The following is a 26,110-nucleotide window of genomic DNA, read 5'->3' as shown; positions in this document are numbered from 1 at the left end:
ACCGGCTGATTCGAATGCATATCTCGAGCGTCCTTTGTCCTCCGGATTTTTCCGGAGCCGGTTTAACAGGGAATACATCGATGACGACTGCACGCATTCTCGACTTCATCAAGACCCGACGTCCCGAAGGCCCTTGCCTTGTGGTTGATCTCGACGTCGTGCGCGACAATTTCAACGCGTTCCGGCACTCCCTGCCAAACAGCGCGATCTATTATGCCGTGAAGGCAAACCCGGCTCCCGAAATCCTGAAGCTGCTTGCTTCGCTCGGCTCCAACTTCGATTGCGCCTCCGTGGCTGAAATCCAGATGGCGCTCGATGCGGGTGCGACTTCCGACCGTATCTCCTTCGGCAACACCATCAAGAAGGAACGCGATGTTGCGCGCGCCCATGCGCTCGGCATCGATCTCTTCGCCGTGGACAGCCATGAGGAAGTTGAGAAGGTTGCCCGTGCAGCTCCCGGCGCGCGCGTGTTCTGCCGCGTTCTGACGGATGGCGAAGGTGCGGAATGGCCGCTGTCGCGCAAGTTCGGCTGCGTACCGCAGATGGCTGTCGACGTTCTGGTTTACGCCCATCAGCTCGGTCTTGAGTCCTACGGCGTATCCTTCCATGTCGGTTCGCAGATGATGAACCTTGACGCATGGGATGCGGCACTGGCCGATGCCAAGCGCGTTTTCGCTTCGCTTGCCAAACAGGGCATCCACCTGCAGATGGTCAATATGGGCGGCGGTTTCCCGACAAAGTACCTGCGCGACGTTCCGGCTGCCGAAGAATACGGCCAGGCCATCGACACGGCGCTGCGTAAGCACTTCGGCAACCAGATCCCGAAGACCATCATCGAACCGGGCCGCGGCATGGTCGGCAATGCCGGCGTCATCAAGGCGGAAGTCGTTCTCGTGTCGCGCAAGTCCGACAATGACAACCACCGCTGGGTGTTCCTCGACATCGGCAAGTTCGGCGGTCTCGCCGAGACGATGGATGAGGCGATCCGTTACCCGATCCGCACCGAGCGCGATCAGGACGAGATGGAGCCCTGCGTTCTGGCCGGCCCGACCTGCGACAGCGCCGACGTGCTGTATGAAAAGAACATGTATCCGCTGCCGGTCTCGCTGACCATCGGCGATGAAGTTCTGATCGAAGGCACGGGCGCTTACACGACCACCTATTCGGCGGTCGCGTTCAACGGTTTCGAGCCGCTGAAGGCCTACGTCATCTGATCCGAGCGCCGTCCGCTGAAAGGGCGGCGTCTCGACCAAGCTTCCGTTCCGGCCCTGCCGATTGTGCTGTTGCGCAAATCCCTGCTTGCTGCACCTCTTCCAGCCGAGGAAAGCGTGTCGGCGGGCCGGAACGGCTCCACCAATTTTCATCAAGGGCCGCGTGTGGGCGGTTGTGTGACGGGAGGCCAAGGATGGCCGCTCTTTTGAATTCGGTACGGGCATTTTTCACACCGCAGACATTTCATGTCGATCAGGAAAATCCGGGCGATGTCGTTGCCCGTGAGAACCTGCTGGACCGCGCCATGGGCGCCGGACGCCGCCGCAAGTCTTCCGAAAAGCTGCGCGCCGGCCGCGTTCCCGCCGAAGGCCTGGCGCTCGTCGCCCGCGATGAGGACGGCCATGTCATCGGCACGGTGCGCCTGTGGAACGTCGAAGCCGGTATCTCCCGCGAAGGCCGCGCCGTCGAAGCGCTGCTGCTCGGCCCGCTTGCCGTCGATGCCGCCCATGAGGGCAAGGGCATCGGCTCGGCGCTGATGCGCGCCGCCATTACCGAGGCCACCAGGCGGGGCCATGGCGCTATTCTTCTGGTTGGCGACGCACCCTATTACGAGCGTTTCGGCTTTTTCGCCGACAAGGCCCTGCATCTCATCATGCCCGGCCCGTTCGAGCGTAGCCGTTTCCTGGCGCTGGAGCTGAAAGCTGGCTGGCTTGAAGGCGCTGCCGGCCTGCTGGTGGCAAGCGGCCGCAGGCTCTCTGCCTGACCCCGTCAACCGTTGATTTCGTGCTCCGGCCGGGTGGCCGGGGCCGATCCAGCGAAATTGTATTGCTGCAAAATATTCTTTCATGCGAGGCTGGGGAATCGGATGCGATACCGGTTCGGCGGCGATAGGTCGCAATAGGCTCTTTGGCCATTGTGACAGTTTATGTCTGCTCCGGCGTGATTTCAGCGGCAGGGGATCAGGCATGCAGGCAGCTCTACTCCGAACCAATCGTGATTACCGCCTGTTATTCTCCGCGAGCGCCGTATCCAATCTTGCCGATGGTATTTCGATGGTGGCGATACCATGGCTCTGCACGTTGCTGACCAGCGATCCGCTGCTGATATCCATGATCGCGGTGGCGCAACGGTTGCCATGGCTGCTTTTTGCGCTGCCGGTGGGGGTTTGGACCGATCGAAGCGACCGGCGTTTGCTGATGGTGCGGGCAGACATGGTACGGCTGGCGCTGATGATATGCGCAGTCGCCATGATCTCCGCCACTGCAAACCTGCCATTACCGATGCAATCGGGTTCGTCGGCGATTTTTTCGCTCGCGGTAATAGCGTTCCTATTCGGCTGCGCCGAGGTCGTTCGGGACAATGCGGCGCAGACGATCCTGCCTTCGCTTGTCGCGCCGGGTGATCTTGAACATGCCAATGGCCAGATGTGGAGCGCCGAACAGGTGACCGGCCAGTTCATCGGCCCGCCGCTGGCCGGCCTGTTGATCGCGGCGGGCATTGCCATTCCCTTCGGCCTTGATGCCGGCTTTTACGCGGTCTCGGCGGTGTTGATCTGGCTCATCGTGCTGCCGCCACGCAAACCCTCCGGTCCGGCTTCATTCTGGCCGGCATTGCAGGAAGGCCTTGGCTGGATGTGGCGCAACCCCATGGTGCTGCGGCTCGCTATCATGCTGGGCGCAATCAACGCCGTATTTGTCGGGGGAATGACAGTCCTCGTTCTCTATGCGCAGGAGGTGCTCAATCTCTCCGCGGCCGCCTATGGCGTGCTGTTGACCTGTGGCGCAGCTGGCGGCGTTCTTGGCGGGCTGGTCTCACCCTGGCTTGCCCGGCGGTTGGGGGCGAGGGCAAGCCTCTTTCTGGCGCTTTGCACATTTGCACTGTTCAATCTGGTGCTTGGCCGGTCGGCGTCCTTGCCGCTGGTGGCGGCCGGCCTGTTTTTCGAGGCGGCAGCGGGCATGTTGTGGAATGTGGTCACCGTCAGCTACAGGCAGAGGCTCATTCCAGATGAACTGCTTGGACGCGTCAATTCCGTCTATCGGTTTTTCGGTTGGGGCGCGATGTCGTTCGGCGCCTTTGCCGCTGGGATAATGGTCAGTTTGGCCGAACCGGAGATCGGCCGCACCGCGGCGCTGCATATGCCTTATCTGGTTGGCGCCTCTGTCTGTGCGGTTCTTGCCGCCTATGGCTTCTTCCGACTGCGCTTCTGAACCCTGCCGCATGGCGATCTCCGGCCGTTTTGTCGCATCTTTGCGTTCCATACCCCCTTGCGCCCGGGAATTTGCGGGTATATACCCGAGACAAATGCCAAACGATAGCTGCCACTGCATTCTGTTGCGCAAAGCATCCCGCAAGGTCTCGTCCTATTATGACGAGGCGCTGGCGCCGCTTGGTGTCAACATCGGTCAGTTCAGCCTGCTGCGGAACATCAACCGCGTTGCGCCGGTCTCGCTGACCGACCTGGCTGCAAGGGTGGAACTGGATCGCTCCACCGTTGGCCGCAATGCCAAGGTGCTGGCGCGGATGGGTCTGGTCGCTATTGGTCACGGCGAGGATCAGCGGGAAGCGATGCTGACCGTAACGGAGGAAGGGCACGCGATCCTTAAGGCGGGCGCACCGCTCTGGGATGGGGTGCAGGATGAAATCGAGGCCCGGCTTGGGCCCGAGAAAACAGCACAATTGCAGGAACTGCTCGCAGCCCTGTAGTTTTTTGGGCATATGCGGTTATCTGCCCGCAATGTGGGTATATACCCGTAAAATATCGGCCGCGGCCGCCGGAAAGGGAATTCGAACATGCTCTCCACACGCCTCGCCAGCTGGATGGCCGGCAGAAATCTGCACTATGGCTGGCTCGTCGCCGCGACCACCTTTCTCACCATGCTGGCCACCGCCGGTGCGATGGGATCCGCGGGGGTGATGATCCAGCCGCTGCATCAGGAATTTGGTTGGGATATCGCCGATATTTCTTCGGCCATGGCCGTCAGGCTTGTGCTGTTCGGTCTGCTTGGGCCCTTTGCCGCCGCTTTCATGAACCATTTCGGCATCCGGCAGGTGGTTTCCACCGCGCTTGCCCTGATCATGGGCGGCATTGTCGCCTCGTTTTTCATGACTGAGGTGTGGCAATTGCTGCTGCTCTGGGGCGTGGTGATCGGCGTCGGCACCGGCATGACTGCCCTGGTGCTGGGCGCCACCGTGGCGACACGCTGGTTTTCCAAGCGTCGGGGACTGGTGATCGGCCTGATGACGGCAAGCAACGCCACCGGCCAGCTGGTTTTCCTGCCGCTGCTGGCGGCGCTGACGGAAGCCTATGGCTGGCGAACCGCCTTGACCCTGTCCGTTGCGGTGATTGCCACCGCCATGGTCCTCGTCCTGCTTTTGATGCGTGACCACCCCGCCGACGTCGGTTTGCCGGCCTATGGCGAGACGGTGGTGACAAAGCCGGTCAAGCAGGACCACAATCTCCTCGCAACGCTGGCATCGCCGCTGGTGACGCTGAAAAGCGTCTCGGGCAACCCCGTCTTCTGGGTGCTGTTCGGCACGTTTTTCGTCTGCGGACTTTCGACCAACGGTCTCATCCAGACACACTGGATCTCGATCTGCGGCGATTTCGGCATGGCTGCGGTAACAGCGGCGGGAACGCTGGCGGTGATCGGCATTTTCGACTTCTTCGGCACGATCTTCGCCGGTTGGCTTTCCGACCGGTTCGACAATCGCTTCCTGTTGTTCTGGTTCTACGGTCTGCGCGGTCTGTCCTTGCTTTACCTCTCATTCTCAGGCTTCAGCTTCGTGGAGCTTTCGGTCTTTGCCGTCTTCTACGGGCTGGACTGGGTAGCGACCGTGCCGCCGACGGTGAAGCTTGCCGCGGAAAACTTCGGCCGTGAAAAGGCCGGTCTTGTTTTCGGCTGGGTCTTTGCCGGCCATCAGCTGGGGGCAGCCACCGCCGCCTTTGGCGCCGGTTTCTTCAAGAGCGACTTCGATACCTATATGCCCGCTCTGCAGATTGCCGGTCTGATGTGCATGATTGCCGCCGTCTCGGTTCTGCTGCTGCGAAAGCCGGGCTCCGCGACCCTGACGCCGCAGACGGCGTGATATGCATAGGGGGAGGCCTGCGCATGTGGCCTTCTCCGTATTCCGACTTTCGTAGGCGGGTCGCCGGGCGGCATTGTTGCGTAATTGTCACAATGCTTGCCGGTTCATCGCTTCCATACATGAAGGGCATCCCGGTTTGATCCATCTCAATCGGCCTGCGTCACCCTTCGTCATAGTGGCTCCCAAGCGGTTGCGGCAGGCGAAGATTCGCAAGGCCCGCCGTCATCAGCCGGTTCCGGGGACTTGCCCGGCTGCGGTGCGCTATAGGAGAGATGGAATGACGAATAGAAACAGAAACAACGCCTTGCTTGCCAGTGTTGCGATTGGCGTTGCCGCCATGCTCGGTTCCGCCGATGCGATAGCCGCTGATATGACCCAGGCGGCGCCGGCTCCGACTGCGGAGGAAGCGATTGCGGCGGCAAGCCCGTGGATGCTGCGCGTGCGCGGCCTCGGCGTCATCACCAACGACAGCGGGAGCGTCGACGGTGTGCCAGGGGCTGGCCTGTCCTATTCGGATACGGTAATCCCGGAACTCGACATCAGCTATTTCTTCACCGATAACTTCGCCGCCGAACTCATTCTCGGCACCACCTATGCCAAAATCAATGGCGAGGGCGTGCTGGCCGGCACGCCGGTCGGCAAGACCTGGCTGCTGCCGCCGACACTGACGCTGCAATATCACTTCACCGACTTCGGCGCTTTCAAGCCCTATATCGGCGCGGGCGTGAACTATTCGCTGTTCTACAACCAGACCGAAAAGCCCGGTTTCAGCAATCTCGACGTCAAGAACAAGCTGGGCGCCGCCGTGCAGGTCGGTTTCGACTATATGCTGGATGAGCATTGGGGTGTGAACTTCGACGTGAAGAAGATCTTCCTCAAGACCGACTGGACGGCGGAACTCGGTGGCACGCCGATCAGCGGCAAGGCCAAGCTGGATCCGTGGCTGATTGGCGCGGGTATCACCTATCGTTTCTGACAGTAGATCGATGAAGCGCGGCCTTTGACGGGCGGCGCTTTCTGGGCTATAGGGACGGCCACGGGCAAGAGCCCCGGCCGTCCGCAGGCGCGTTTGCGCCCCTGGTGAAGCTCTTTTATTGATAACGGTCATCCCATGTTTTGCATGTCGTCGATGGCAACGCGGACCCCCTTCGGAACATTCGGCATGCACATGTTGGAGAACCGTTATGAACGTGTCCAAACCGCTTCCCGCACTTGAGGGGCTGAAAGAACAGGCAAAGCGCCTGCGTGCCGCTCTTGAGGATGAGGGGCAGTCAATCACCCATTCAAAGGCGTTGGAACTCATCGCTGCGCAATATGGCTTCCGCGACTGGAATACGCTACATGCCGCTGCGGGAAATCGTCCCGCATTCAATCCCTATCTTCTGGGTTCGAGGGTGGAAGGTTTTTACCTCGGGCAGCCTTTCGTGGCCTCCGTTCTGGGCGTGCAGGCGCTCGGCGGGGATCCCGAACGTTACCGGCTGACCCTGCATCTCGATGATCCCGTGGATGTCGTGACCTTCGAAAGCTTCTCCGCTTTCCGCCAGCGCGTTCATTGCAATGTCGATACCTCCGGCCGCACCCTTGAGAAAACTTCCAATGGCCGGCCGCAGGTGGAACTCGTCTGGTAGGTTGGCGCTCCCTTGATTGGTCGCCGTTCATGGAGGCGAAGCACGGGATTTCAGGCTTTTGAACCCCTTTTCATTTGAAAACTGAAAGGGGGTTCAGTCGAAATTTGCGATGTTTGCTTCACCGCGTCTTTCCACATCACCCCCTTAATACACGTCAGTGCTCGTCCGAGTATATATAATATATATTTTGGTTGTGCTTGTGTGTTATTAATAGCATTTATTGTAGATATATTTGTTTTGCAAAGTAATATCTGTTATTGTATTGAATAGTGGATATATAAATATTATTGTCTGCTTATGTTTGAGGGATTTTATGAGCGATACGCAGTGGCTGGAATGGGGCAGGAAAAACCCATATTACGGCGTGTATTCCGAAGACCGATTTCACACTTCAAATATCGAGGCAACGAAGGGGGAATTCTTCGCAACCGGGGAAGCCAATGTCTCTTGGATGCTGGGTCGTGCGGAACAGTATTGCGGGCCGTTGGGTAAAGGGCGTGTTCTTGAGTTCGGTGCCGGGGTGGCTCGAATGAGCATACCGCTTGCGTCCCGTTTTGAAACCGTAATCGGCGTTGAACTATCTCCAGACATGCGTGCCGAAGCCGTTAAGAATTGCCAGTTATACAATGTCAAAAATGTCGAAATGGTCCCTTCAGACGACGATTTAAGTCACGCTTCGGGCGAATTTGACCTCGTCCTCAGCTATATCGTTCTCCAGCACGTAGATGCCAGGAGGGGAGTGATGCTGATCGACAAGTTGCTGTCTAAGGTCGGCCCCAGCGGTGTCGCCATTCTCCAGGCGAGCGTCAAACGGCCTGAACGCCGCTTGTCAGACCGTCTACGCTATCACCTGCGCCACAATGTGCCAGTGCTGGCGGCAACATACAGATTCCTGCGTGGAAAAGGCTGGAATACACTTTCAATGCGAATGTCGGAATATGATCCTATCGCCATCCTCGCAGCGTTCAGTCGGAACGGAATGAAGGACGTTTTGCTTTCCGAGCATTATCAAGGTGATGTCCTTACCTTTCATTTCACGGCGAGAAAGGGCGGCTAACACGACGGGACGCCATTACTTAGATGCTGGACGTCGCAGTAATGGCATCCCGCAGTGGCTTAAATCCGCTTCCCCGCCGAATCGAACAGATGGAAATCCTTTGCCTGGGCGGCGATTTTCAGCGTTTCGCCGATGCGCAGTTGCGAGCGGCCGTGGACGCGGAAGACGATGGTGGTGCCGTCGGCGAAGGAGCCGTGCACGTAACTTTCCGCACCCACCAGTTCCACGGCGTCCACCTGCACGGTGCCGGTAAATGCAGCGTCGGTGGGGGCCTCACTGGCAAGGGTGATGTCTTCCGGGCGGATGCCGAGCGTGGCAGCACCCTGCGGCAGTGCGGTGCTTTCCATCACCGACCAACCGGAAGAGCCGTTGGCCGTCGCCGTCCCGTGGTTCAGCAGGTTCATCGAGGGCGAGCCGATGAAGGTGGCGACAAAGGTCGTGGCCGGTTTTTCGTAAAGCTCGATCGGCGTGCCCATCTGCTCGATGCGGCCGGCATTCAGCACCACCAGCCGGTCGGCGAGCGTCATGGCTTCCATCTGGTCGTGGGTCACGTAAACGCTTGTCGTGGCGAGAGAGCGCTGCAGGCGGCGGATTTCGACGCGCATCTGCACGCGCAGCTTGGCGTCGAGGTTGGAAAGCGGCTCGTCGAACAGGAATGCCGCGGGCTTGCGCACGATGGCGCGGCCCATGGCCACACGCTGGCGCTGGCCGCCGGAAAGCTGGCGCGGCTTGCGCTCCAGGAATTGCTCGATTTCGAGAGCCTTGGCCGCCTCCGTGATACGCCGCTCGATCTCCTCCTTCGGCGTGTTGCGGTTCTTCAGGCCATAGGCAAGGTTCTGGCGCACCGTCATATGCGGGTAGAGGGCGTAGTTCTGGAACACCATGGCAATGTCGCGGTCTGAGGGTTCCAGATCGTTGACGACGCGGTCGCCGATGACGATCTGGCCGCCGGAAATGCCTTCCAGACCGGCGATCATGCGCAACAAGGTGGATTTTCCGCAGCCGGAGGGACCGACGAGCACGATCATTTCGCCATCGGCGATGTCCATCGATACGCCCTTGATGGCTTCGACATTGCCGCCATAAACCTTGCGGACGTCTTTCAGCGCAATTTTTGCCATTACTTCTCGGTCTCCACCAAACCTTTGACGAACCAGCGCTGCATCAGCACCACAACGATAACAGGGGGGATGATGGCGAGGATCGCCGTCACCATCACATAATTCCAGGGCGTCGAGGCATCGGTAAAATCCACCATGCGCTTGAGGCCGATGATGATCGTGTTCATCTTTGCGTCGTTGGTCACGAGCAGCGGCCAGAGATATTGCGTCCAGCCGTAGATGAAGAGAATCACGAAAAGTGCCGCGATATTGGTTTTCGACAGCGGCAGCAGGATATCGCGCATGAAACGGAACGGACCCGCATTGTCGATGCGCGCCGCTTCCACCATTTCACCGGGAATTGTCAGAAAGAATTGCCGGAAGAGAAAGGTCGCCGTGGCTGAAGCCATCAGCGGCAGGGTGAGCCCCGCATAGGTGTCGATCAGGCCCAGATCGACGATGACCTTGTAGGTGGGCAGGATGCGTACTTCCACCGGCAGCATGAGCGTGATGAAGATCATCCAGAAAAAGCCCATGCGGAAGGGAAAGCGAAAGAAAACGATGGCGAAGGCGGACAGGAACGAGATGATGATCTTGCCGATGGCGATGGCCAGCGCCACGACGAAGCTGTTGAACAGCAGCCGTTCGAGGCTGACGCCGACGACCCTTTCCACGCCGCCAACCATGGCGTCGGTATAGTTTTCTCCGAGATGGCCGCCTGGCAGCAGCGACATGGGCGGCCGGATGATGTCGTTCGACGTCATCGAGGAAGCGATGAAGGTGTAGTAGATCGGAAAGGCCACGATGATGATGCCGAGCACCAGCATCAGATGGGCAATCACGCGTGCGATGGGGCGATTTTCAATCATCAGGACGTCCTCAGCCGTAATGCACGCGCTTCTCGACGAAGCGGAACTGGAAGGCGGTGAGCGCGATGACGATCACCATCAGGATCACGGATTGCGCGGCGGATGAGCCGAGATTGAGGTTCACGAAGCCATCATTATAGACCTTGTAAACCAGCGTTTCCGTCGCCTTTGCGGGGCCGCCGCCGGTCACCGCATGGATGATGCCGAAGGTGTCGAAGAAGGCGTAGACCGTGTTGACGACCAGAAGGAAGAAGGTGGTCGGCGCAAGCAGAGGGAAAACGATGGTCCAGAAGCGCCGCGAACCGCGCGCGCCATCAATGGAGGCGGCCTCCAGCAATGATTTAGGAATTGCCTGCAAGCCCGCGACAAAAAACAGGAAATTGTAGCTGATCTGTTTCCACGCAGCCGCTGCAACGACGAGCAGCATGGCCTGATTGCCGTTGAGCAGCGGGTCCCACATGATGCCGTTGCGACGCAGGATATAAGAGAAGGTTCCCATGGCCGGATTGAACATGAAAAGCCATAACATGCCGGCCACCGCCGGCGCGACGGCATAGGGCATGATCATCATGGTGCGGTAAAAGCCCTTGCCGCGCACCACCCTGTCTGCCGCCGTTGCCAGCAGCAGCGCCAGCCCCATGGAGACAAGCGCGGTGAGGATGCTGAAAACGACGGTGACCTGCAGAGAGTTGAGGTAGCTTTCATCAGAAAGTACCGCGGAAAAATTCGCCAGGCCGACGAAATTGCTGTTCAGCCCGAAGGCATCCTCGCGCATGGTGGACTGATAGAGCGCCTGGCTGGCCGGCCAGAAGAAAAAGATCACCGTGAGGATGATCTGCGGGGCGACCAGCAGATAGGGCAGGATCTTGTTGGGGAATACGACGCTTTGCACGGCGATCTCCTGATGACATGGAAATGCCGCCCGCATCTGTCAGAGGATGCGGGCGGGGCAGGGGATCGTTTAATTGCCGGCGGCCTGTTTGATGGCCGCGTCGCCGCGCTGGACTATCTTGTCGAGTGCTGCCTTCGCATCCTGCTTGCCGGCCAGCATCGCCTCGAACTCCTCGTTCATGATGTCGCGTACCTGCGGCAGGTTCACGAGACGCACACCCTTGGAGTTTTCTGTCGGCGGTTTGCCCATCATCTGCAGCAGCGGCGTTTCACGGCCGGGGTTCTTGTCGTAGAAGCCGGATTTCTTGGTTTCCTCATAGGCCGCGATCGTGACCGGCATATAGCCAGAGACCTGATGCAGGCGAGACTGGATCCTGGTCTGGGAGAGGAAGTGGAAGAATTCCGCTACGCCCTTATATTCGGCATCGCTCTTGCCACCGAAGACCCAGAGGCTGGCGCCGCCCGGGATGGTGTTCTGCGGGCCATGGCCCTCATAATAGGGAAGCTGGCCGATGCCGTAATTCATTCCGGTCTTGATGATATCTCCAAGGCCGCCGGAGGATTCGGTCAGAATACCGCATTCGCCGGACATGAAGAGCTGCTTGGCTTCCGAAGTGCGGCCGCCATAACGGAAGACACCGTCTTTCGCCAGATCGGCAATCGCCTGGAAATGCTCGACAAAGAGCGGCGCATTGACGGCGAGCTTCACATCGGTGCCGCCGAGACCGTTTTCATTGCTGCCATAGGAGACGTTGTTCCACGCGGCGAAGTTTTCGGTCTGGATCCAGGTCAGCCAGGTGGAGGTGAAACCACATTGCGCGGCACCGCTGGTCTTGATCTTCCTGGCGGCATCGAAAACTTCCGGCCAGGTCTTCGGCGGGTTGGCGGCATCGAGGCCGGCCTTCTGGAAGATATCCTTGTTGTAATAGAGGATCGGCGAGGACGAATTATAGGGGAAGGACAGCATGGTGCCGTCAGGCTTGGAATAATAGGCGACGATGCCTGCCAGATATTCATCCTTGTTGAAGGTGTAGCCGCCTTCCTTCAGCACGTCCGCTACCGGTTTGATGGCGCCCGCAGCACCCATCATGACACCGGAGCCGGCATCGAAGACCTGAATGATGGCAGGCGCCTGCTTGGCGCGGAAGGCGGCGATGCCGGCGTTCAGGGTTTCGGGATAGGTGCCCTTGAAGACGGGCATGACCTTGTAGTCTTTCTGGCTGTCGTTGAATTCCTTGGCAAGCGAATCCACGACTTCGTTGTTGGCGCCGGTCATGGCGTGCCACCACTGGATCTCTGTCACAGCATATGCATTCGATGTGACAAAAAACGAAAGCGCGGATGCCGCAGCAAGGCGGTAGCTGAGTTTTTTCAAGGCGATTCCTCCCATTATGAAAACAGTAAAAGATACAGCCCCTTAATTGCAGCCTATCCTCCTCGATATGGCTGCGGGCGATCTTTTCTGTATTAGCATTGCTGATTAAAAGCGAACTCTAACGAAAATGCAATAGAACGTGGAACGATTAAAACGAAAGTGAAGGAAACGGATTTATTATTCCATTTCCTTCGTTCCGCGGTTTTTTCATGCGCTTGGCCACCGGCGCGTGTCTTCGCTGGATTCGCTCCTGTCGAAATCCAATAGTTGCCATTGATATGTTATTACATTACCTATTGTATTGCTGTGAATTTGTGCGGGCGAAGAGGTGGATGTGTTCGGATTGAAGCCGAAAAAGGCGGTTGAGCGCAGGGACGATTCGGCTGGCCTGCCATCTTTGCGAACGGTGCCGGTTACCCTGCTTACCGGCTTTCTCGGTGCAGGCAAGACCACCTTGCTGAACGCGCTTCTGGCTGAGCCGGCCATGCGGGATGCGGCCGTGATCGTCAACGAATTCGGCTCGGTACCCATCGATCACGGTCTGGTGCGGACGGGTTCCGAACGATATTTCAGAACGACGACGGGTTGCATCTGCTGCACCGCCACGAGCGATATCCGCACCTCGCTTTACGAACTGCATCAGGCCATTCTGGAAGGGATAATGCCTGATGTCTCGCGGGTTGTCATCGAAACCACCGGTCTTGCCGATCCTGCGCCGATCATCAACAGCCTCATCGCCGGCGGCACACCGGCGCTGGGCCTGCGGGATCACATCGTCGCCCGGCATTTTCATCTTTCGGGTGTGGTGACGGCTTTCGACGTTGTCTCGGGCCCGACGATGCTCAACAGCTTCATTGAGGGCTGGAAACAGCTTGCCTTTGCCGACCACATCGTTTTGACGAAGACCGATCTGGCCGATGACGCGGCGCTGGACCGCGAAAGCCTCGCCGATCTCAATCCCGCAGCCTCGTTTCATGATCGCAATGCAGCCGATTTCGATCTGATGTCGTTGTTCAACGCATCGGATTATTCGTTGTGTGGCAAGCCGGAGGATGCGCCTGCATGGCTCGCGGCCGACAGGCTGAGCCTTCATGCGGCCCATCAGCACGATGTCAACCGCCACGGCGTTGGGGTCGAGGCCTTCAATCTCACCTTTGACGGGGTTTTTGACCCTCAGGCGATTGTGACTTTTCTCGAGCTCGTCACCAGCAATGTGCATTCCGGTCTTCTGCGGCTCAAGGGAATTTTCGGGGCGACGGATGATCCGGAGCGACCGGTTGTCGCCCACGCGGTGCAGCATCGGCTTTATCCGCTTACCCGCCTGGAGCGCTGGCCGGATCAAGATCGTTCGACACGTATCGTGCTGATCGGCATGGACATGCCGCAAAAGCCCATTCGCGAGCTTTTCGACACATTGGCCGCGCAGGCAAGGCGAAAGGGCAGGGCATGAACAATCCGCTTGCACGCAGTGGCTCCGCGATCATCTCGCACGCCCGTCTTCTGAAGCAATGGTCACGCGATTTGCTGCAACTCAAGCCGGAAGACAGTATTACCGTCAGCGAGCTTTCCTGCGCGCTGCCGGATTGCCCGCCACGGGAAACGGTGATCGTCATCCTCGCCGTTTCCGGTACGACCCGGCAATTATCCATCCACAAGGCGCTTCTCGCGGTGGATCATGACGATATTGTGCGCGCCATTGCCGCGAATTCAGCTTGAGAACCCGCCTCCACGCGGCAGAGCCGCTTGACCGCCGCGGCCCTTATCCGCCACTTCAGGGACAGCGATGGGATTCGCGGATGATGAAGGGCACGGAATGGCCGATCTGGCTGTATATGCGGGTTTGTTTCTGACGGCGTTCATTGCGGCGACCATCCTGCCCATGCAGTCGGAGGCGGCGCTTGCGGGGCTCATTCTTCTGAAATCCCAGCCCGTCTGGCTGCTGGTTGTCGTGGCGAGCGTCGGCAATGTCGCCGGGTCCTTCGCCAACTGGCTGCTTGGCCGTGGCATCGAACGTTTTCGACATGAACGTTGGTTCCCGGTCGGGGAGGCTGCGCTGCAACGGGCGCAGAACTGGTACCGGCGTTACGGCAAATGGTCCCTGCTGCTCAGCTGGGCGCCGATCATCGGGGACCCTCTAACGGTTGCGGCCGGCATCATGAAAGAGCCGCTGCCGGTGTTTCTGCTGCTGGTCACCATCGCCAAGGTGGGGCGATACGTGGTGCTCGCGCTGGTGACGTTGAATTTTTCATGAAGCCTCTCCTCCGTCATGCCGGACTGGATCCGGCATATCCAGCCACGGCGCGTCTGCGCCGTGAAAAGAGTTTTTCGCGATCAAGGACTTGACCGCGCTGGACACAGACCTGATCCGGAGTGACGGTTTGCGACTGCCCCGCATCGGTAGCTACCGCTCAAGCCGCCTGCCGGTCCCAGCTGGCGAAAGGATCGGGCATGTGCCGCCAGGCATCGGGCGTGAAGGCATCCGTGTCTATCAGGCAGGCATCGAGCTGGGCGCGGATGCGGGCTTCATTCATTGGATCGGAACCTATGAAGACGATTTCCTGCCGGCGGTCGCCGAAGACCGGGTCGAGATAGGGCTTCATCATATCAAGGAACTGCTTTTCGCGCGGCCATTGCTCTTTCGGCACGGCGGACCACCAGAGACCCATCTTGCCGGTGCGAACCAGGGCGCCGGCCTGGCTGATCTCTCCCACATAACGCGGCCGCGTCGCCAGCCAGAAAAAACCCTTGGCGCGCACGACCCCCGGCCAGGCGCGATCGATGAAACGCTGGAACAGCACGGGGTCGAAAGGCTTTTTGGCACGATAGACGAAAGAGCGAATGCCATATTCCTCGGTTTCGGGAATGTGGTCCTTGAAACCATGCAATTCCTTGAACCAGAGAGGGTGTTCTTCGGCCCTGGCGAAATCGAAGCGGCCAGTGCCCAGAACCTCCTTCAGCGCCACCTTGCCGAAATCGGCCTCGATGAGTTTTGCATCGGGGTTCAGCCCGATGATGATCTTGCGGGCGGCATCCCGCTCCTCTGGCGTTGCAGTGCCGATCTTGTTGAGCACGACGACATCGGCGAATTCGATCTGCTCCACCAGAAGATCGACGATGGTGCGGTTGTCGCCGTCACCCGCCGTTTCGCCCCGGTCGGCCAGAAAGTCGGATGAACCGTAATCGTTGAGAAGATTGGCGGCGTCCACCACCGTCACCATCGTGTCGAGCCGGGCAACATCGGAAAGGCTGCGACCATTCTCGTCGCGGAAATCGAACGTCGCGGCGACGGGAAGCGGCTCGGCGATGCCGGTCGATTCGATCAGCAGATAGTCGAAACGGTCCTGCTCCGCCAGCGCCCGCACTTCCTTGAGAAGATCGTCACGCAGGGTGCAACAGATGCAGCCATTGGTCATTTCCACCAATTGCTCTTCGGTTCGGGAGAGATTGGCCCCGCCGTCACGAACCAGCGCCGCATCGATATTGATCTCGCTCATGTCGTTGACGATCAAGGCCACGCGCAAACCATCGCGATTGGCGAGAATGTGGTTCAGAAGCGTCGTCTTGCCAGCGCCTAAAAAGCCGGAAAGCACGGTGACGGGTAGTTTTTTCGACATTTGGACCTCGTTCTGTAAACGTGTTTCGAGTGGACCTCGGCGGGCACATCGGGGCATTGGGAAACGACCCGGCGCGCATCGTTACCATATGTAACGTAATAACATTACATATACGGGGCGTGTCAACAGGTGAGCGAGAAATTGCCTTCGGCATGAGCGTGGTGGTTACGCGTCCGGATGAATAATTCGCCGTTTGCCAGCAACGGCCTACCGCCGGAGGGGACAGCGTGCCAGTCCGCCTCCACCAGTAAATGTTATTTCATTACATATTCGTTTGACGAATGTAATAACATTACATATCAAGGGTCATCGAATGACATCCTGCTTCCGGAGGGATCGATGAACGATCCGTGCCTTATCTTCTCAAATCTGACCCTTGGATATGCCGGCCGGGCGGCGGTGCACCATCTCAATGGTAGTATTGCCTGCGGCTCGCTTACCGCCGTTATCGGCGCCAACGGCTCGGGAAAATCCACGTTGATGAAAGGCATTGCCGGCATTTTGAAGCCGCTTGGCGGCGAATGTCGGGTTAGTCCGGCGATCTCCGTCGCCTATCTGCCGCAACAGTCGGAGCTGGACCGGTCCTTTCCCGCTCAAGTACGAGACCTTGTGGCCCTCGGTCTCTGGCCGAGACGCGGCCTGCTCGGACGACACCGTTCCGAAGATCGGACGGCGATCGACCAAGCGCTGAAAGCGGTCGGACTGTCCGGTTTTGAAAGGCGAAATATCGACTCCCTCTCGGGTGGCCAGATGCAGCGTGCCCTTTTTGCCCGGGCCATGCTGCAGGATGCGCAGCTCATTCTGCTCGATGAGCCCTTCAATGCCGTCGATGAGCGGACGGTGACCGACCTGCTGGTGCTGATTAAGGCATGGGTGGCGCAAGGGCGCACCGTTCTGGCCGTACTTCACGATCACCAGCTCGTGCAGCAGCATTTTCCCCAGACGCTTTTCCTGGCGCGAAGCCTGGTCGGGCTTGGTCCAACGGCTGAAGTCCTGCAGGCGGAGAATCTTCGCCAGGCCCGACATTTCCATGAGGCGTGGGAGGCGAATGCGCCTTGGTGCGCGCCGGCTTCCCCTCCGCTCCCTCCGGATCCGGCGGCGCCGCCGCACGCCCACGCCCACTTCCACGCGAATTCGAATAGCCATGGCTGATATCTTCATCGATCCTTTCATCCAGTATGTCTTCATGCAGCGTGCGCTTGCCGGTGCGCTGATCCTCGCGGTCAGCTGCGGCCCCGTCGGGGTTTTTCTGATGCTGCGCCGCATGAGCCTGACGGGCGATGCCATGTCGCACGCCATCCTGCCGGGCGCTGCTGTCGGCTTTCTGTTTTATGGGCTGGACATTCTGCCGATGACGATTGGCGGGCTCGTCGTTGGCCTCGTGGTCGCGCTGGGGGCAGGCGCGGTGTCGCGTTTCACCGTTCAGAAGGAGGACGCCTCTCTCGCCGCGCTTTATCTGATTTCGCTGGCGCTCGGCGTGCTGCTCGTCTCATGGCGTGGCTCCAGCGTCGACCTGATGCACGTTCTGTTCGGCACGGTGCTGGCGCTGAACAATGAGGCGCTCGGACTGATCGGCGGCATCTGTGTCATTACGCTTTCGGTGATGATCACCTTCTGGAGGGCGCTCGTGGCGGAATGCCTCGATCCGCTCTTCCTGCGCTCGGTCAGCAGATGGGGCAGCCCGGTGCATTTCCTCTTCCTCGGCATCGTCGTGCTCAATCTCGTGGGTGGCTTTCAGGCGCTGGGGACGCTGCTTTCAGTCGGGCTGATGATGCTGCCGGCTGCCGCCAGCCGCTTCTGGTCAAACCGCGTCGCGCCCATGTGCTTCATTTCCATCGGCATCGGCATGGTGTCCTGCTTTGCGGGTCTTGTCCTGTCCTATCACGCGTCGCTGCCATCGGGCCCGGCGATCATCCTTTCGGCGGGCGCCGTCTATGTGCTCTCCATCCTCTTCGGCACGCGCGGCGTGCTCATCGATCTTCTCGGTTCCGGCCGCCACCGCACGGCCTGAAAACAGCCTTTGAAACAGGAGAATCCAATGTTCAAAACCTTCCGCTTAGCCACGTGCGCCAGTCTTCTTTCCCTCTCACCGGTTCTGACGGCGCAGGCTTCCGCCGCCGAACTGAAGGTCGTCGCCAGCTTCTCGATCATCGCCGACTTCGCGAAAAATGTCGGTGGGGATCGTGTGGAGATCACCACGCTCGTCGGGCCGGATGGCGATGCCCATGTCTACGAACCGCGCCCTGCCGATGCTGTCGCCGTCAGCAAGGCGGATGTGGTGCTGGTCAACGGCCTGGAATTCGAGGGCTTTTTGAAGCGGCTGATTGAAACGAGCGGCACGAAGGCGCCAGTTGTCGAGCTGACCAAGGGTGTCGAGCCGCTCAAGCTTTCCGACGAGCCCGCGGGCCACGCCCATCCTCAGGCCGAGGAAGAGGAGGCTCACAACCACAAGGCGGAGGAAGCCGGCCACAAGCACGAAACGGCTGACGCCCACGATCACGACCATGGCCATGAAGGACATCACCATCATGGCGAGTACGATCCCCATGCCTGGCAGTCCATCAAGAATGCCCAAATCTACGTGAAGAACATAGCCGGCGCCTTTTGCAAGGCCGACAAACCCGGCTGCGCGACCTATACCGCGAATTCCGACGCCTATGTCGCCAAGCTTGCCACTCTGAACGAGAAGGTGAAGACGGAGATCGCCGCGATCCCGCCGGAGAAGCGCGTCATCATCACCTCGCATGATGCCTTCGGTTATTTCGAGCATGCCTATGGCCTGAATTTCCTCGCGCCGGAGGGCATCTCGACGGAGTCCGAAGCCTCTGCCGCCGATGTCGCCAAGCTGGTGGACCAGGTCAAACACGACAAGGCTTCGGCCATCTTCGTCGAAAACATCACCGACAAGCGGCTGATCGACCAGATCGCCAGCGAAACCGGCCTGAAGGTTGGCGGCACGCTTTATTCCGACGCGCTTTCCACGGCCGATGGCCCGGCCGCGACCTATATCGACATGGTCAACCACAATATCGAGACCATCTCGGCCGCTGTACTCGGACAATAAGACCGCCGTTCAGCCGAAAAGTTTCAGGGTGGCTTCGGCCACCCTGATTTCGCTCGTGTCATTCAGGCCGGGATCACCCTGCTGTCATCGGCGTGATGAAAGGGCCTGACCGAGCCTGAGCTCGAGCTTGCCATCGGTTCTGGCCGTCGACCCCCGTCGACCTTGCGCCCTGGCAGGGACGGACCGGAGCTTTCGAGTTGTCCGATCCGGCCACTATAAAACTCTAATTTGCGGCCGATTGATCGTTTGGCCGTTGATAACCGCATCGAACCGGCTTTTCGTGCGAAGGCCCGTCGATGTAAAGTGCCACCTGTGACGTTCATGGGGGCAAGCACTTTGGCCAAATCTATCAGGACGATGGAGGAGTTTTCGGAGTTTGTCGGCCTTTCCCGCCCGACCGTTTCGAAATACTTCAATGATCCGGCCTCGGTCCGCAAGAAGACGCGGGATGCCATCGAGGATGCGCTGAAGAAATCCGGGTTTCGGCCGAACATTTTCGCCGTCAACCTCAACCGCCGCCGTTCCAACATCATCGGCATCATCATCCCGAGTTCCACCGACCCCTTTTATATGGCGCTCACGAGCCGTATCGAGCTCATCGCCAGCGAAGCCGGGTTTCTGGCCTTCGTGCTTTCATCGGACGGCAAGCCCGAAATCGAAGACCGCGCCATCCGCACCTTCAAGTCGATGAACGTGGCGGGTGCCATCATCGCGCCGCTTGGCGTCAAATCCCATCGCGCTACGCTGGAGCAACTCGCGGCCACTGTCCCGATCGTCTATGTCGATTCGCCGCTCGACGAGACGTCCGCCTTTGTCGGCACCGATAACCGGCAGAGCGTGGGACTGATGGTGGATTATCTCTGCCGGTCGGGAGAACCGCCCTGTTTCTTCGACATGCCGCAGGTCAATACCAATGCCGCCACGCGCCGCACGGCCTATGTAGAGGCCATGCAACAGCTCGGCTTCGAGCCACATGTGATTAACGTCCCGGGCGACATCACATGGGAGTTTGAACGGTTTGCTTTCGAGGAAGCAGGCCGGCTTCTGGAACGGCGCACGCTTCTGCCGTCGCGGACGATCCTGTGCGCCCATGACCGCATCGCCTTCGGCGTCATCGCCGCGGCTTTTCAGAAGGGCATCAGGGTCGGCCACGGCGCCGATTACGATCTGAGGGTCGCTGGCCACGACGATCATCCGCTGGCGCGTTATGCCTGCCCGCCCATCACCACCGTGGCGCAGAACTACAACGAGATCGGCAGGCTGTCGATCGAGCTGCTGTTTCAGAAACTGAACGAGGAGGCAGACGATGCCACCCGAATGCGGGAGCGCATCCTGCTCAGCGCCGATCTGATGCTGCGGAAATCGGCCTGAGGATCGTTAGAAAAACTAAAATAAAAATGTGATTTTCTAAATAGAACTAATATTTGAACGCTCCTACTCTGTTCTCAAGGTTGCTTTGGGAGGCGACCGCGAGAGCCGGCGCACAGGTGTGCCGGGCTTCGGGAGGAACGTCAGATTGCCATGTCTCCGGTGCCGTGAGGGGAGCCTCGCAGCCGCGGTATCGCATGGTTTTCGCCGGGCTGACTGGACATTCTCGCCAGCAATTTCCCCAGCGAAGGATGATGAAACATGAACCTCTATTCTCTTCTGTCAGAACGTGCGGCCGGCGGCAGGCCTGTCCGCGTCGGCCTCATCGGCGCGGGCAAGTTCGGCTCCATGGTGCTGGCGCAGGCGCAGCGCATCGCCGGTTTCCACATGGTCGCCGTTGCGGACCTCAATGTCGGAAAGGCGAAGGAATCGCTGGATCGCGTCGGCTGGCCGAAGGAACGCTACGATGCGAAGAGCTGCGCCGAGGCGCTGAAGAGCGGCAAGACCTATGTGACCGACGACGTGAACGAGCTTTTCGCCTGCGGTGAGATCGAATGCGTCATCGAGGCCACCGGCCATCCGCTGGCCGGTGCCCGCCACGCGTTGGGCGCCATCGACCACAACAAACACGTCGTCATGGTCAATGTCGAAGCCGACGTCATGGTCGGCCCGATCCTTGCCGAAAAGGCCCGCGCCAAGGGCCTGATCTATTCCATGGCTTACGGCGACCAGCCGGCGTTGATCTGCGAGCTTGTCGACTGGGCGCGCGCCACCGGCTTCGAGGTCGTTTCCGCGGGCAAGGGCATGAACTTCGAGCCGCGTTACCGTTATTCGACGCCGGACACGGTCTGGGGTTATTTCGGCTGGACGGACGAGGAAGTGGCCAAGGGCGACTTCAATCCGAAAATGTATAATTCCTTCACCGATGGCACCAAGGCAGCCATCGAAATGGCGGCTGTCGCCAATGGTACGGGGCTGGATTGCCCGGATGACGGTCTGGCTTTCCCGCCCGCCGGCCTGCACGATCTCGCCCGTGTTTTCCGTCCCGCCGCCGATGGCGGCCGCATGGCCCGTTCAGGCCTGGTGGATATCGCCGCAAGCCAGGAACCGGATGGACGCGAGGTGTTCAACAACATCCGTTACGGCGTCTTCGTCACGTTCAAGGCGCACAATGAATATGCCCGCGCCTGCTTCAAGCAATATGGCCTGCTGACCGATCCGTCCGGCTGGTATGCCTCCATGTGGCGTCCGTTCCATATCATCGGACTCGAAACCTCGATCAGCGTGCTCTCTGCCGTATTGCGAAACGAGGCAACCGGCTGCTCGAAGGAGTTCCGCGGCGATGCCGTCGCCACCGCCAAGAAGGACATGCAGCCCGGCGAAATGCTGGACGGTGAGGGCGGTTATGCGGTCTGGGCGAACGCCATTCCAGCGACCCGCAGCCTGGACATGAAAGCGCTGCCGATCGGCCTCGCCCATAACGTCAAGCTGAAGCGCGCCATCAGGAAAGACCAGATCGTCAGCTTCGACGATGTGGAGCTGGTCAACGATCTCGACGTGGTGAAGCTGCGTCAGGACATGGAAAACCGCTTCCGCCCGCAAAAGGACGCTGCGGCGTGACGGGCGGGGATCAGGACATGTCGAAGGGGGCCTTCGTGGTGATAGCGGAATTTCGGGTCAAGCCCGACGCGATGGAGGCCTTTCTCGACGCTGCGCGTGATGACGCCACCCATTCGGTTCGTGATGAACCGGGTTGCCGGCAATTCGACGTGGTGCGGCCGGAAACGGGAAACAATGTGGTGTTCTACGAGGTCTATGACGACAAACAGGCTTTTGACGACCACCTGAAGACACCGCATCTCGACCGCTTCCGCGAGGCGTTTCCGGCGCTTATCGAAGAAGAACTGCCGGTGCGCTTCCTGAACCGGCAATGGCTTTGAAGGATGGAAACGATGGCAGACATCCGCCAGGTCGCCGTTATCGGTACGGGTATCATGGGCGCACCCATGGCGGCGCGCCTGGCAGAGGCCGGGTTTTCCGTCAAGGCCTGGAACCGCAGTGCCGACAAGGCTGCGGTTCTGGCGGAGAAGGGCGTCCAGCCGACCGTAACGGCTGCCGAGGCTGCGGCCGAAGCGGATGTGGTGCTCTGCATGCTGAGTTCCGGGCCGGTCTGCAACGATGTTCTGCTCGGTTCGCCGGGCATCGTTTCAGCCATGAAGCCCGGTGCGGTTCTGCTGGTCATGAGTTCCATTCCCGTTGAAATTGCGATGGAACAGGCTGAAGCCGCCATGGCATGCGGCGTCAGATATGTCGATGCGCCCGTGTCCGGCGGTGAAAAGGGAGCGATCGAAGGAACGCTCGCCATCATGGCCGGGGGTGAACAGCGGGATGTGGATGCGCTGCGGCCGCTCCTCGGTTGTCTTGGCCGCGTCACGCACGTAGGGCCGGTGGGCTGCGGCTCTCTGGCCAAGCTTGCCAATCAGCTGATCGTCGCCTCGACAATCTGCGCCGTTGCCGAAGCTCTCACCCTTGCGGAAGAAGGGGGAGCGGACCCGGCACAGGTGCGCCACGCCCTGCTTGGCGGATTTGCCGATTCCACCGTCTTCCGTCAGCACGGAAAACGCATGGTTGAGGGCGATTTCCGCCCCGGCGGGCCGGCGAAATATCAGGTCAAGGATACGTCCACGGCGCTGGCCTTCGCCAGAAGCCGCGGCCTGACATTACCGGTCAGCGAGGAGGTTGACCGGCTGTTTCGCTCCATGGTCGAGCATGGCGCGGGCGAGCTTGATCACAGCGGTGTGATCCTTGAAATTAAGCGCATGAATGCGTTCGGAGGAACGCTCGAAACTGTTTAAGACACAACAAAGGGAGGAACACATGAAAATTTCAAAACTTTACGGGCTGGCCCTTGCCGCCACCATGCTGGTCGCATCGATTGCACGGGCCGAGACGCTGACGCTGTCGACGCCGGATGCAGACAATTCCGAAATCACGCTTTCCGCCAACAAGTTCGCGGAACTGGTTTCAAAAAAGACCGACGGCAAGCTCAAGATCAAGGTATTCCCCAACGGTACGCTTTATGGCGGCGATCCTTCGGCGGGCGTCAAGCAGCTGGCCGGCGGCTCGCTTGACATGCTCCTGAATTCGACATCGCTCTACGCGACGTTCAACCCGAAATTCACAGCTATCGCCATCCCCTACCAGTTCCGCGATATCGACCAGCTCCGGGTCTATCTCGACAGCGATCTCGGCAAGGAGCTTTCCAGCGATCTGAGCAAGATCGGCATTCTCGGGCTCGATCTCTGGTCACGGCCGCTGCGCCAGATCACCAATTCGAGGGCGCCGATCAAATCCCCAGCCGATTTGAAGGGCATGAAGCTGCGGGTGCCGAACAATCCGCTCTGGGTTGAATTCTTCGGCGCCATGGGGGCCGCCCCGACGCCGATGGCTTTTGCCGAAGTCTATAATGCCCTCCAGCTCAAGGTGGTCGACGGGCAGGAAAATCCGGTCAATGTGCCGGTCAGCGCCAAGCTCTACGAGGTGCAGAAATACCTGACGATCAGCAACCACATCGCCGACGCCTGGGTGCTGGGCATGAATCCTGCCCGTTTTGAAGGTCTTGATGAGAACTTCAAGACCGCGCTCAAGGAGGCTGCCGTGGAAACGGAGGCCTGGAAGGCGCAGAACGACGCTGCCGATATCGACAAGTCACTGGAAACGCTGAAAAAGAACGGCATGGAGGTGAACGCGCTGACCGATGACGAGCGCAAGGCTTTCGTGGCCGTGGCGGCCGGCCTTTCGGCGAAATTCTCCGCTCTGGTGAAGGATCAGGCCTTCTTCGACAAGACGCAGGCGTTCCTCAAGACGAACTGACCTTTCCGCAAACGGACGGCCGGGTTTCGATCCGGCCTTCCCAAATGTCAGGCAGGGTCGTCTTGCCGTGAGGGCAGGGTGGCATTCGTTTTACCGGATATCCGGTTTCAGCAGTGGAAGGGTATTGTCATGAACGATACGAAACCTTCGGTGCTCGGCACCATCGTAAGACTCATCGCCGATGTGGCCGCAGGCGCGGCCTGCGCCGGCATTCTCATCGTCGTGCTCCTCCAGGTCATTGGCCGCCTCATCGGCAGTCCTCTCCCCTGGACCGAGGAAGCGACCCGCTTTCTCTTCATCTGGATGGTGTTTCTGGGCCTCGCCGCCGGCTTCCGCACCGTTGAAAGCGCCCGTGTTGTGGTGTTTCTCGTGCTGTTTCACCGCTTCTTCCGGCGGCTCGCGGTGCCGATCTACGTCGGTTCATCCGTGTTCTTCTTCGGCATGATGGGCTGGACGGGCCTGACCATGGTGCGCCAGCAGGTCATGATGAACGAAACCGCCGCCACGCTTCCCATCCCGATGTGGACTATCGGCATCGTTCTGCCGGTTTCCGCCATCATCGCCGTGCTCGCCATCGTCGAATCGCTGCGCAGCCGCCGGGAGCTCATCGCGCTCCCCGAGCTTGGCCTGCCGGCGGACGAGATCGCACACGCCGACATCTCCATTTCAGCAGGACATTGATCCATGTCGGTCTTTCTTCTCGTCGCCTTTTTCGGTCTCAGCATGCTCGGTGTACCGCTTGCCATTGCGCTGGCGCTCGCCAGCGTCGGCACGCTCTGGCTCTTTACCTCCATGCCGATGGACCTGCTGTCGCAGACGATGTTCTCGTCCATGAACTCCTTCCTGCTCGTCGCCGTGCCGCTGTTCATCCTCGTCGGCACCGTCATGGAGCGGGGGCGTGTTGCGGAGCGCATTTTCGATTTCGCCGAGGCCATGGTGGGCTGGTTGCCCGGCGGCCTCGGTCACGTCAACGTCATCTCTTCGGTGATTTTTTCCGGTGTCTCCGGCTCGTCCGTCGCCGACATCGCCTCTGTCGGCGCCATCGAGATCAAGGCGATGGAGCGGCATGGCTTCCCGAAGGGTTATGCCGTCGGCATGACGCTTTGCACCTCCACGCTCTCCTCGATCATTCCGCCGTCGATCCTGATCGTCATTGCCGGCTCCATCGCCAACGTGTCCATCGGCACATTGCTGATCGCGGGCCTGGTGCCCGGCCTCTTCATCGCCTTCGCCTTCCTGGTCTTCAATCACTTCTATTCCGTGCACTACGGATATAACCCGCCGACCCCCTTCAACTTCCGTCTGGTTGTCATCACCGGACTTCGCGCCATCCTGCCGATGCTCACCCCGCTGATCCTCATCATCGGCATCGCCAGCGGCCTGTTCACGCCGACGGAAGCCGCTGCCATCGCGGTCGTTTATGTCGCGGTGCTCGGCGTCATCGTCTACCGCACGCTGCCGGTGCGCGAACTGCCGGAAATCCTCATCTCGACGGCACGCATTTCCGGAACCATCCTGTTCATCGCCGCCACTTCGCAGCTGGCTGCCTGGGTCTTCACCTTTGACGGCCTGCCGGAACAGGTCGCCGAACTCTTGAAGGCGATGAACCTCGGGCCGATGACGGGCATGCTCGTGATCTTCGTGTTCCTGCTGATCATCGGCATTTTCATGGAAGCGATCCCCGCCATGTTCATCCTCATTCCGGTATTGATGCCGCCGGTCGAAGCGCTCGGTATCGATCCGATCCATTTCCTGATCGTCACTGTCATGACGCTGACGCTCGGGCTGGTGACGCCGCCAGTCGGGGTCTGCCTGTTTGCCGCAGCCCAGGTCGCGAACATGAAGATCGAGGATGTCATCCGCGGTTCGCTGGCGCCGATGACGGTGCTGACGCTTGCCATATTTGCGCTGGTGCTTTTCCCGATCCTGACGCTTGGGCCGATACGGCTGATGGGTCTCTACTGAGCCGAAAC

At 59.7% G+C, this 26,110-nt stretch carries 26 protein-coding genes; 21 read left to right on the top strand and 5 right to left on the bottom strand.

Translation table 11 applies throughout. The features are described from left to right. The first annotated feature begins 80 nt into the window (after positions 1–80). The 8 genes from odc2 (at position 81) to ACZ47E_RS19970 (ending at position 7,983) form a co-directional block, all read left to right on the top strand. Positions 81–1,214: an ornithine/lysine decarboxylase gene (gene odc2, locus ACZ47E_RS20005; RefSeq protein WP_004445074.1), complete on the top strand. Its 1,134-nt coding sequence runs from the start codon at positions 81–83 to the stop codon at positions 1,212–1,214. A gap of 191 nt (positions 1,215–1,405) precedes the next feature. After that, positions 1,406–1,975, top strand: a complete 570-nt coding sequence (locus ACZ47E_RS20000; protein ID WP_174150076.1) for a GNAT family N-acetyltransferase — start codon at positions 1,406–1,408, stop codon at positions 1,973–1,975. 202 nt (positions 1,976–2,177) lie between these two features. Beyond that, positions 2,178–3,419 carry an MFS transporter gene (locus ACZ47E_RS19995; protein WP_174150075.1) on the top strand — a complete coding sequence of 414 codons (1,242 nt, stop codon included), beginning with the start codon at positions 2,178–2,180 and terminating at the stop codon, positions 3,417–3,419. Positions 3,420–3,513: 94 nt separating this feature from the next. Next, on the top strand, positions 3,514–3,915 hold the full coding sequence (locus tag ACZ47E_RS19990; RefSeq protein ID WP_004445069.1) for a MarR family winged helix-turn-helix transcriptional regulator: 402 nt from the start codon (positions 3,514–3,516) through the stop codon (positions 3,913–3,915). Positions 3,916–4,002: 87 nt separating this feature from the next. Beyond that, a complete protein-coding gene (locus tag ACZ47E_RS19985) occupies positions 4,003–5,298 on the top strand; it encodes an MFS transporter (RefSeq protein ID WP_034496672.1) in 1,296 nt (431 codons plus the stop codon). Between the two features lie 277 nt (positions 5,299–5,575). After that, positions 5,576–6,274, top strand: coding sequence for an OmpW/AlkL family protein (locus ACZ47E_RS19980; RefSeq protein ID WP_004445064.1), 699 nt, complete (start codon positions 5,576–5,578; stop codon positions 6,272–6,274). A 208-nt stretch (positions 6,275–6,482) separates the two neighbouring features. Further along, positions 6,483–6,926, top strand: coding sequence for a glyoxalase superfamily protein (locus ACZ47E_RS19975; protein WP_004445058.1), 444 nt, complete (start codon positions 6,483–6,485; stop codon positions 6,924–6,926). A gap of 313 nt (positions 6,927–7,239) precedes the next feature. After that, a complete protein-coding gene (locus tag ACZ47E_RS19970; RefSeq protein ID WP_107339594.1) occupies positions 7,240–7,983 on the top strand; it encodes a class I SAM-dependent methyltransferase in 744 nt (247 codons plus the stop codon). A 59-nt stretch (positions 7,984–8,042) separates the two neighbouring features. On the opposite strand, the gene ACZ47E_RS19965 is transcribed toward ACZ47E_RS19970, so the two are convergent. The 4 genes from ACZ47E_RS19965 to ugpB all read right to left on the bottom strand — a co-directional run bounded on the left by ACZ47E_RS19965 (position 8,043) and on the right by ugpB (position 12,224). After that, positions 8,043–9,104 (bottom strand): sn-glycerol-3-phosphate import ATP-binding protein UgpC, encoded by a 1,062-nt coding sequence (locus tag ACZ47E_RS19965; protein ID WP_004445053.1) that lies wholly within the window; start codon positions 9,102–9,104, stop codon positions 8,043–8,045. After that, positions 9,104–9,952: a sn-glycerol-3-phosphate ABC transporter permease UgpE gene (ugpE, locus tag ACZ47E_RS19960; RefSeq protein ID WP_004445050.1), complete on the bottom strand. Its 849-nt coding sequence runs from the start codon at positions 9,950–9,952 to the stop codon at positions 9,104–9,106. The genes ACZ47E_RS19965 and ugpE overlap by 1 nt, the downstream gene beginning before the upstream one ends. 10 nt (positions 9,953–9,962) lie before the next feature. After that, positions 9,963–10,844, bottom strand: coding sequence for a sn-glycerol-3-phosphate ABC transporter permease UgpA (gene ugpA / locus ACZ47E_RS19955; RefSeq protein ID WP_004445049.1), 882 nt, complete (start codon positions 10,842–10,844; stop codon positions 9,963–9,965). A 69-nt stretch (positions 10,845–10,913) separates the two neighbouring features. Continuing rightward, positions 10,914–12,224 (bottom strand): sn-glycerol-3-phosphate ABC transporter substrate-binding protein UgpB, encoded by a 1,311-nt coding sequence (gene ugpB, locus ACZ47E_RS19950; protein ID WP_174150104.1) that lies wholly within the window; start codon positions 12,222–12,224, stop codon positions 10,914–10,916. 328 nt (positions 12,225–12,552) lie between these two features. On the opposite strand from ugpB, the gene ACZ47E_RS19945 reads away from it, so the two are divergent. From ACZ47E_RS19945 to ACZ47E_RS19935, 3 genes are all read left to right on the top strand, one after another. Further along, the gene (locus ACZ47E_RS19945; protein ID WP_174150074.1) at positions 12,553–13,668 is read left to right on the top strand and encodes a CobW family GTP-binding protein; all 1,116 of its coding nucleotides are present in this window, start codon (positions 12,553–12,555) and stop codon (positions 13,666–13,668) included. Further along, positions 13,665–13,934: a hypothetical protein gene (locus tag ACZ47E_RS19940; RefSeq protein WP_006700378.1), complete on the top strand. Its 270-nt coding sequence runs from the start codon at positions 13,665–13,667 to the stop codon at positions 13,932–13,934. The genes ACZ47E_RS19945 and ACZ47E_RS19940 overlap by 4 nt, the downstream gene beginning before the upstream one ends. Before the next feature lie 97 nt (positions 13,935–14,031). Beyond that, the gene (locus ACZ47E_RS19935) at positions 14,032–14,469 is read left to right on the top strand and encodes a YqaA family protein (protein WP_174150073.1); all 438 of its coding nucleotides are present in this window, start codon (positions 14,032–14,034) and stop codon (positions 14,467–14,469) included. Positions 14,470–14,626: 157 nt separating this feature from the next. Here ACZ47E_RS19935 and zigA read toward each other — a convergent pair whose 3' ends face one another. Next, positions 14,627–15,832 (bottom strand): zinc metallochaperone GTPase ZigA, encoded by a 1,206-nt coding sequence (gene zigA, locus ACZ47E_RS19930; RefSeq protein WP_034496655.1) that lies wholly within the window; start codon positions 15,830–15,832, stop codon positions 14,627–14,629. A 339-nt stretch (positions 15,833–16,171) separates the two neighbouring features. Between zigA and aztA the strand changes: the two genes are divergently transcribed. The 10 genes from aztA (at position 16,172) to ACZ47E_RS19880 (ending at position 26,102) form a co-directional block, all read left to right on the top strand. Then, complete coding sequence (aztA, locus tag ACZ47E_RS19925; RefSeq protein WP_174150072.1) at positions 16,172–16,984, top strand: zinc ABC transporter ATP-binding protein AztA; 813 nt, start codon at positions 16,172–16,174, stop codon at positions 16,982–16,984. Then, a complete protein-coding gene (aztB, locus tag ACZ47E_RS19920; RefSeq protein ID WP_174150071.1) occupies positions 16,977–17,843 on the top strand; it encodes a zinc ABC transporter permease AztB in 867 nt (288 codons plus the stop codon). The genes aztA and aztB overlap by 8 nt, the downstream gene beginning before the upstream one ends. Positions 17,844–17,870: 27 nt before the next feature. Next, positions 17,871–18,896, top strand: a complete 1,026-nt coding sequence (aztC, locus tag ACZ47E_RS19915) for a zinc ABC transporter substrate-binding protein AztC (RefSeq protein ID WP_174150070.1) — start codon at positions 17,871–17,873, stop codon at positions 18,894–18,896. 357 nt (positions 18,897–19,253) lie between these two features. Beyond that, a complete protein-coding gene (locus tag ACZ47E_RS19910) occupies positions 19,254–20,267 on the top strand; it encodes a LacI family DNA-binding transcriptional regulator (RefSeq protein ID WP_006700382.1) in 1,014 nt (337 codons plus the stop codon). 258 nt (positions 20,268–20,525) lie between these two features. Continuing rightward, entirely contained in the window at positions 20,526–21,884 is a 1,359-nt protein-coding gene (locus ACZ47E_RS19905; protein WP_006700383.1) for an NAD(P)H-dependent oxidoreductase, read from the top strand. A gap of 17 nt (positions 21,885–21,901) precedes the next feature. Further along, on the top strand, positions 21,902–22,204 hold the full coding sequence (locus tag ACZ47E_RS19900; protein WP_034497555.1) for a putative quinol monooxygenase: 303 nt from the start codon (positions 21,902–21,904) through the stop codon (positions 22,202–22,204). A 12-nt stretch (positions 22,205–22,216) separates the two neighbouring features. Then, positions 22,217–23,119, top strand: a complete 903-nt coding sequence (locus tag ACZ47E_RS19895) for an NAD(P)-dependent oxidoreductase (protein WP_072493415.1) — start codon at positions 22,217–22,219, stop codon at positions 23,117–23,119. A gap of 22 nt (positions 23,120–23,141) precedes the next feature. Further along, positions 23,142–24,137, top strand: a complete 996-nt coding sequence (locus ACZ47E_RS19890) for a DctP family TRAP transporter solute-binding subunit (protein ID WP_035210337.1) — start codon at positions 23,142–23,144, stop codon at positions 24,135–24,137. 129 nt (positions 24,138–24,266) lie between these two features. Next, positions 24,267–24,818: a TRAP transporter small permease gene (locus tag ACZ47E_RS19885; RefSeq protein ID WP_004445019.1), complete on the top strand. Its 552-nt coding sequence runs from the start codon at positions 24,267–24,269 to the stop codon at positions 24,816–24,818. 3 nt (positions 24,819–24,821) lie between these two features. Then, positions 24,822–26,102 carry a TRAP transporter large permease gene (locus ACZ47E_RS19880; RefSeq protein ID WP_004445017.1) on the top strand — a complete coding sequence of 427 codons (1,281 nt, stop codon included), beginning with the start codon at positions 24,822–24,824 and terminating at the stop codon, positions 26,100–26,102. Positions 26,103–26,110 lie beyond the last annotated feature (8 nt).

The sequence above is a fragment of the Agrobacterium sp. 5Ca39 genome, assembly GCF_055382365.1.
The sequence above is the reverse complement of the archived record's forward strand: the minus strand, read 5'-3'. Positions and strand labels throughout refer to the sequence as shown.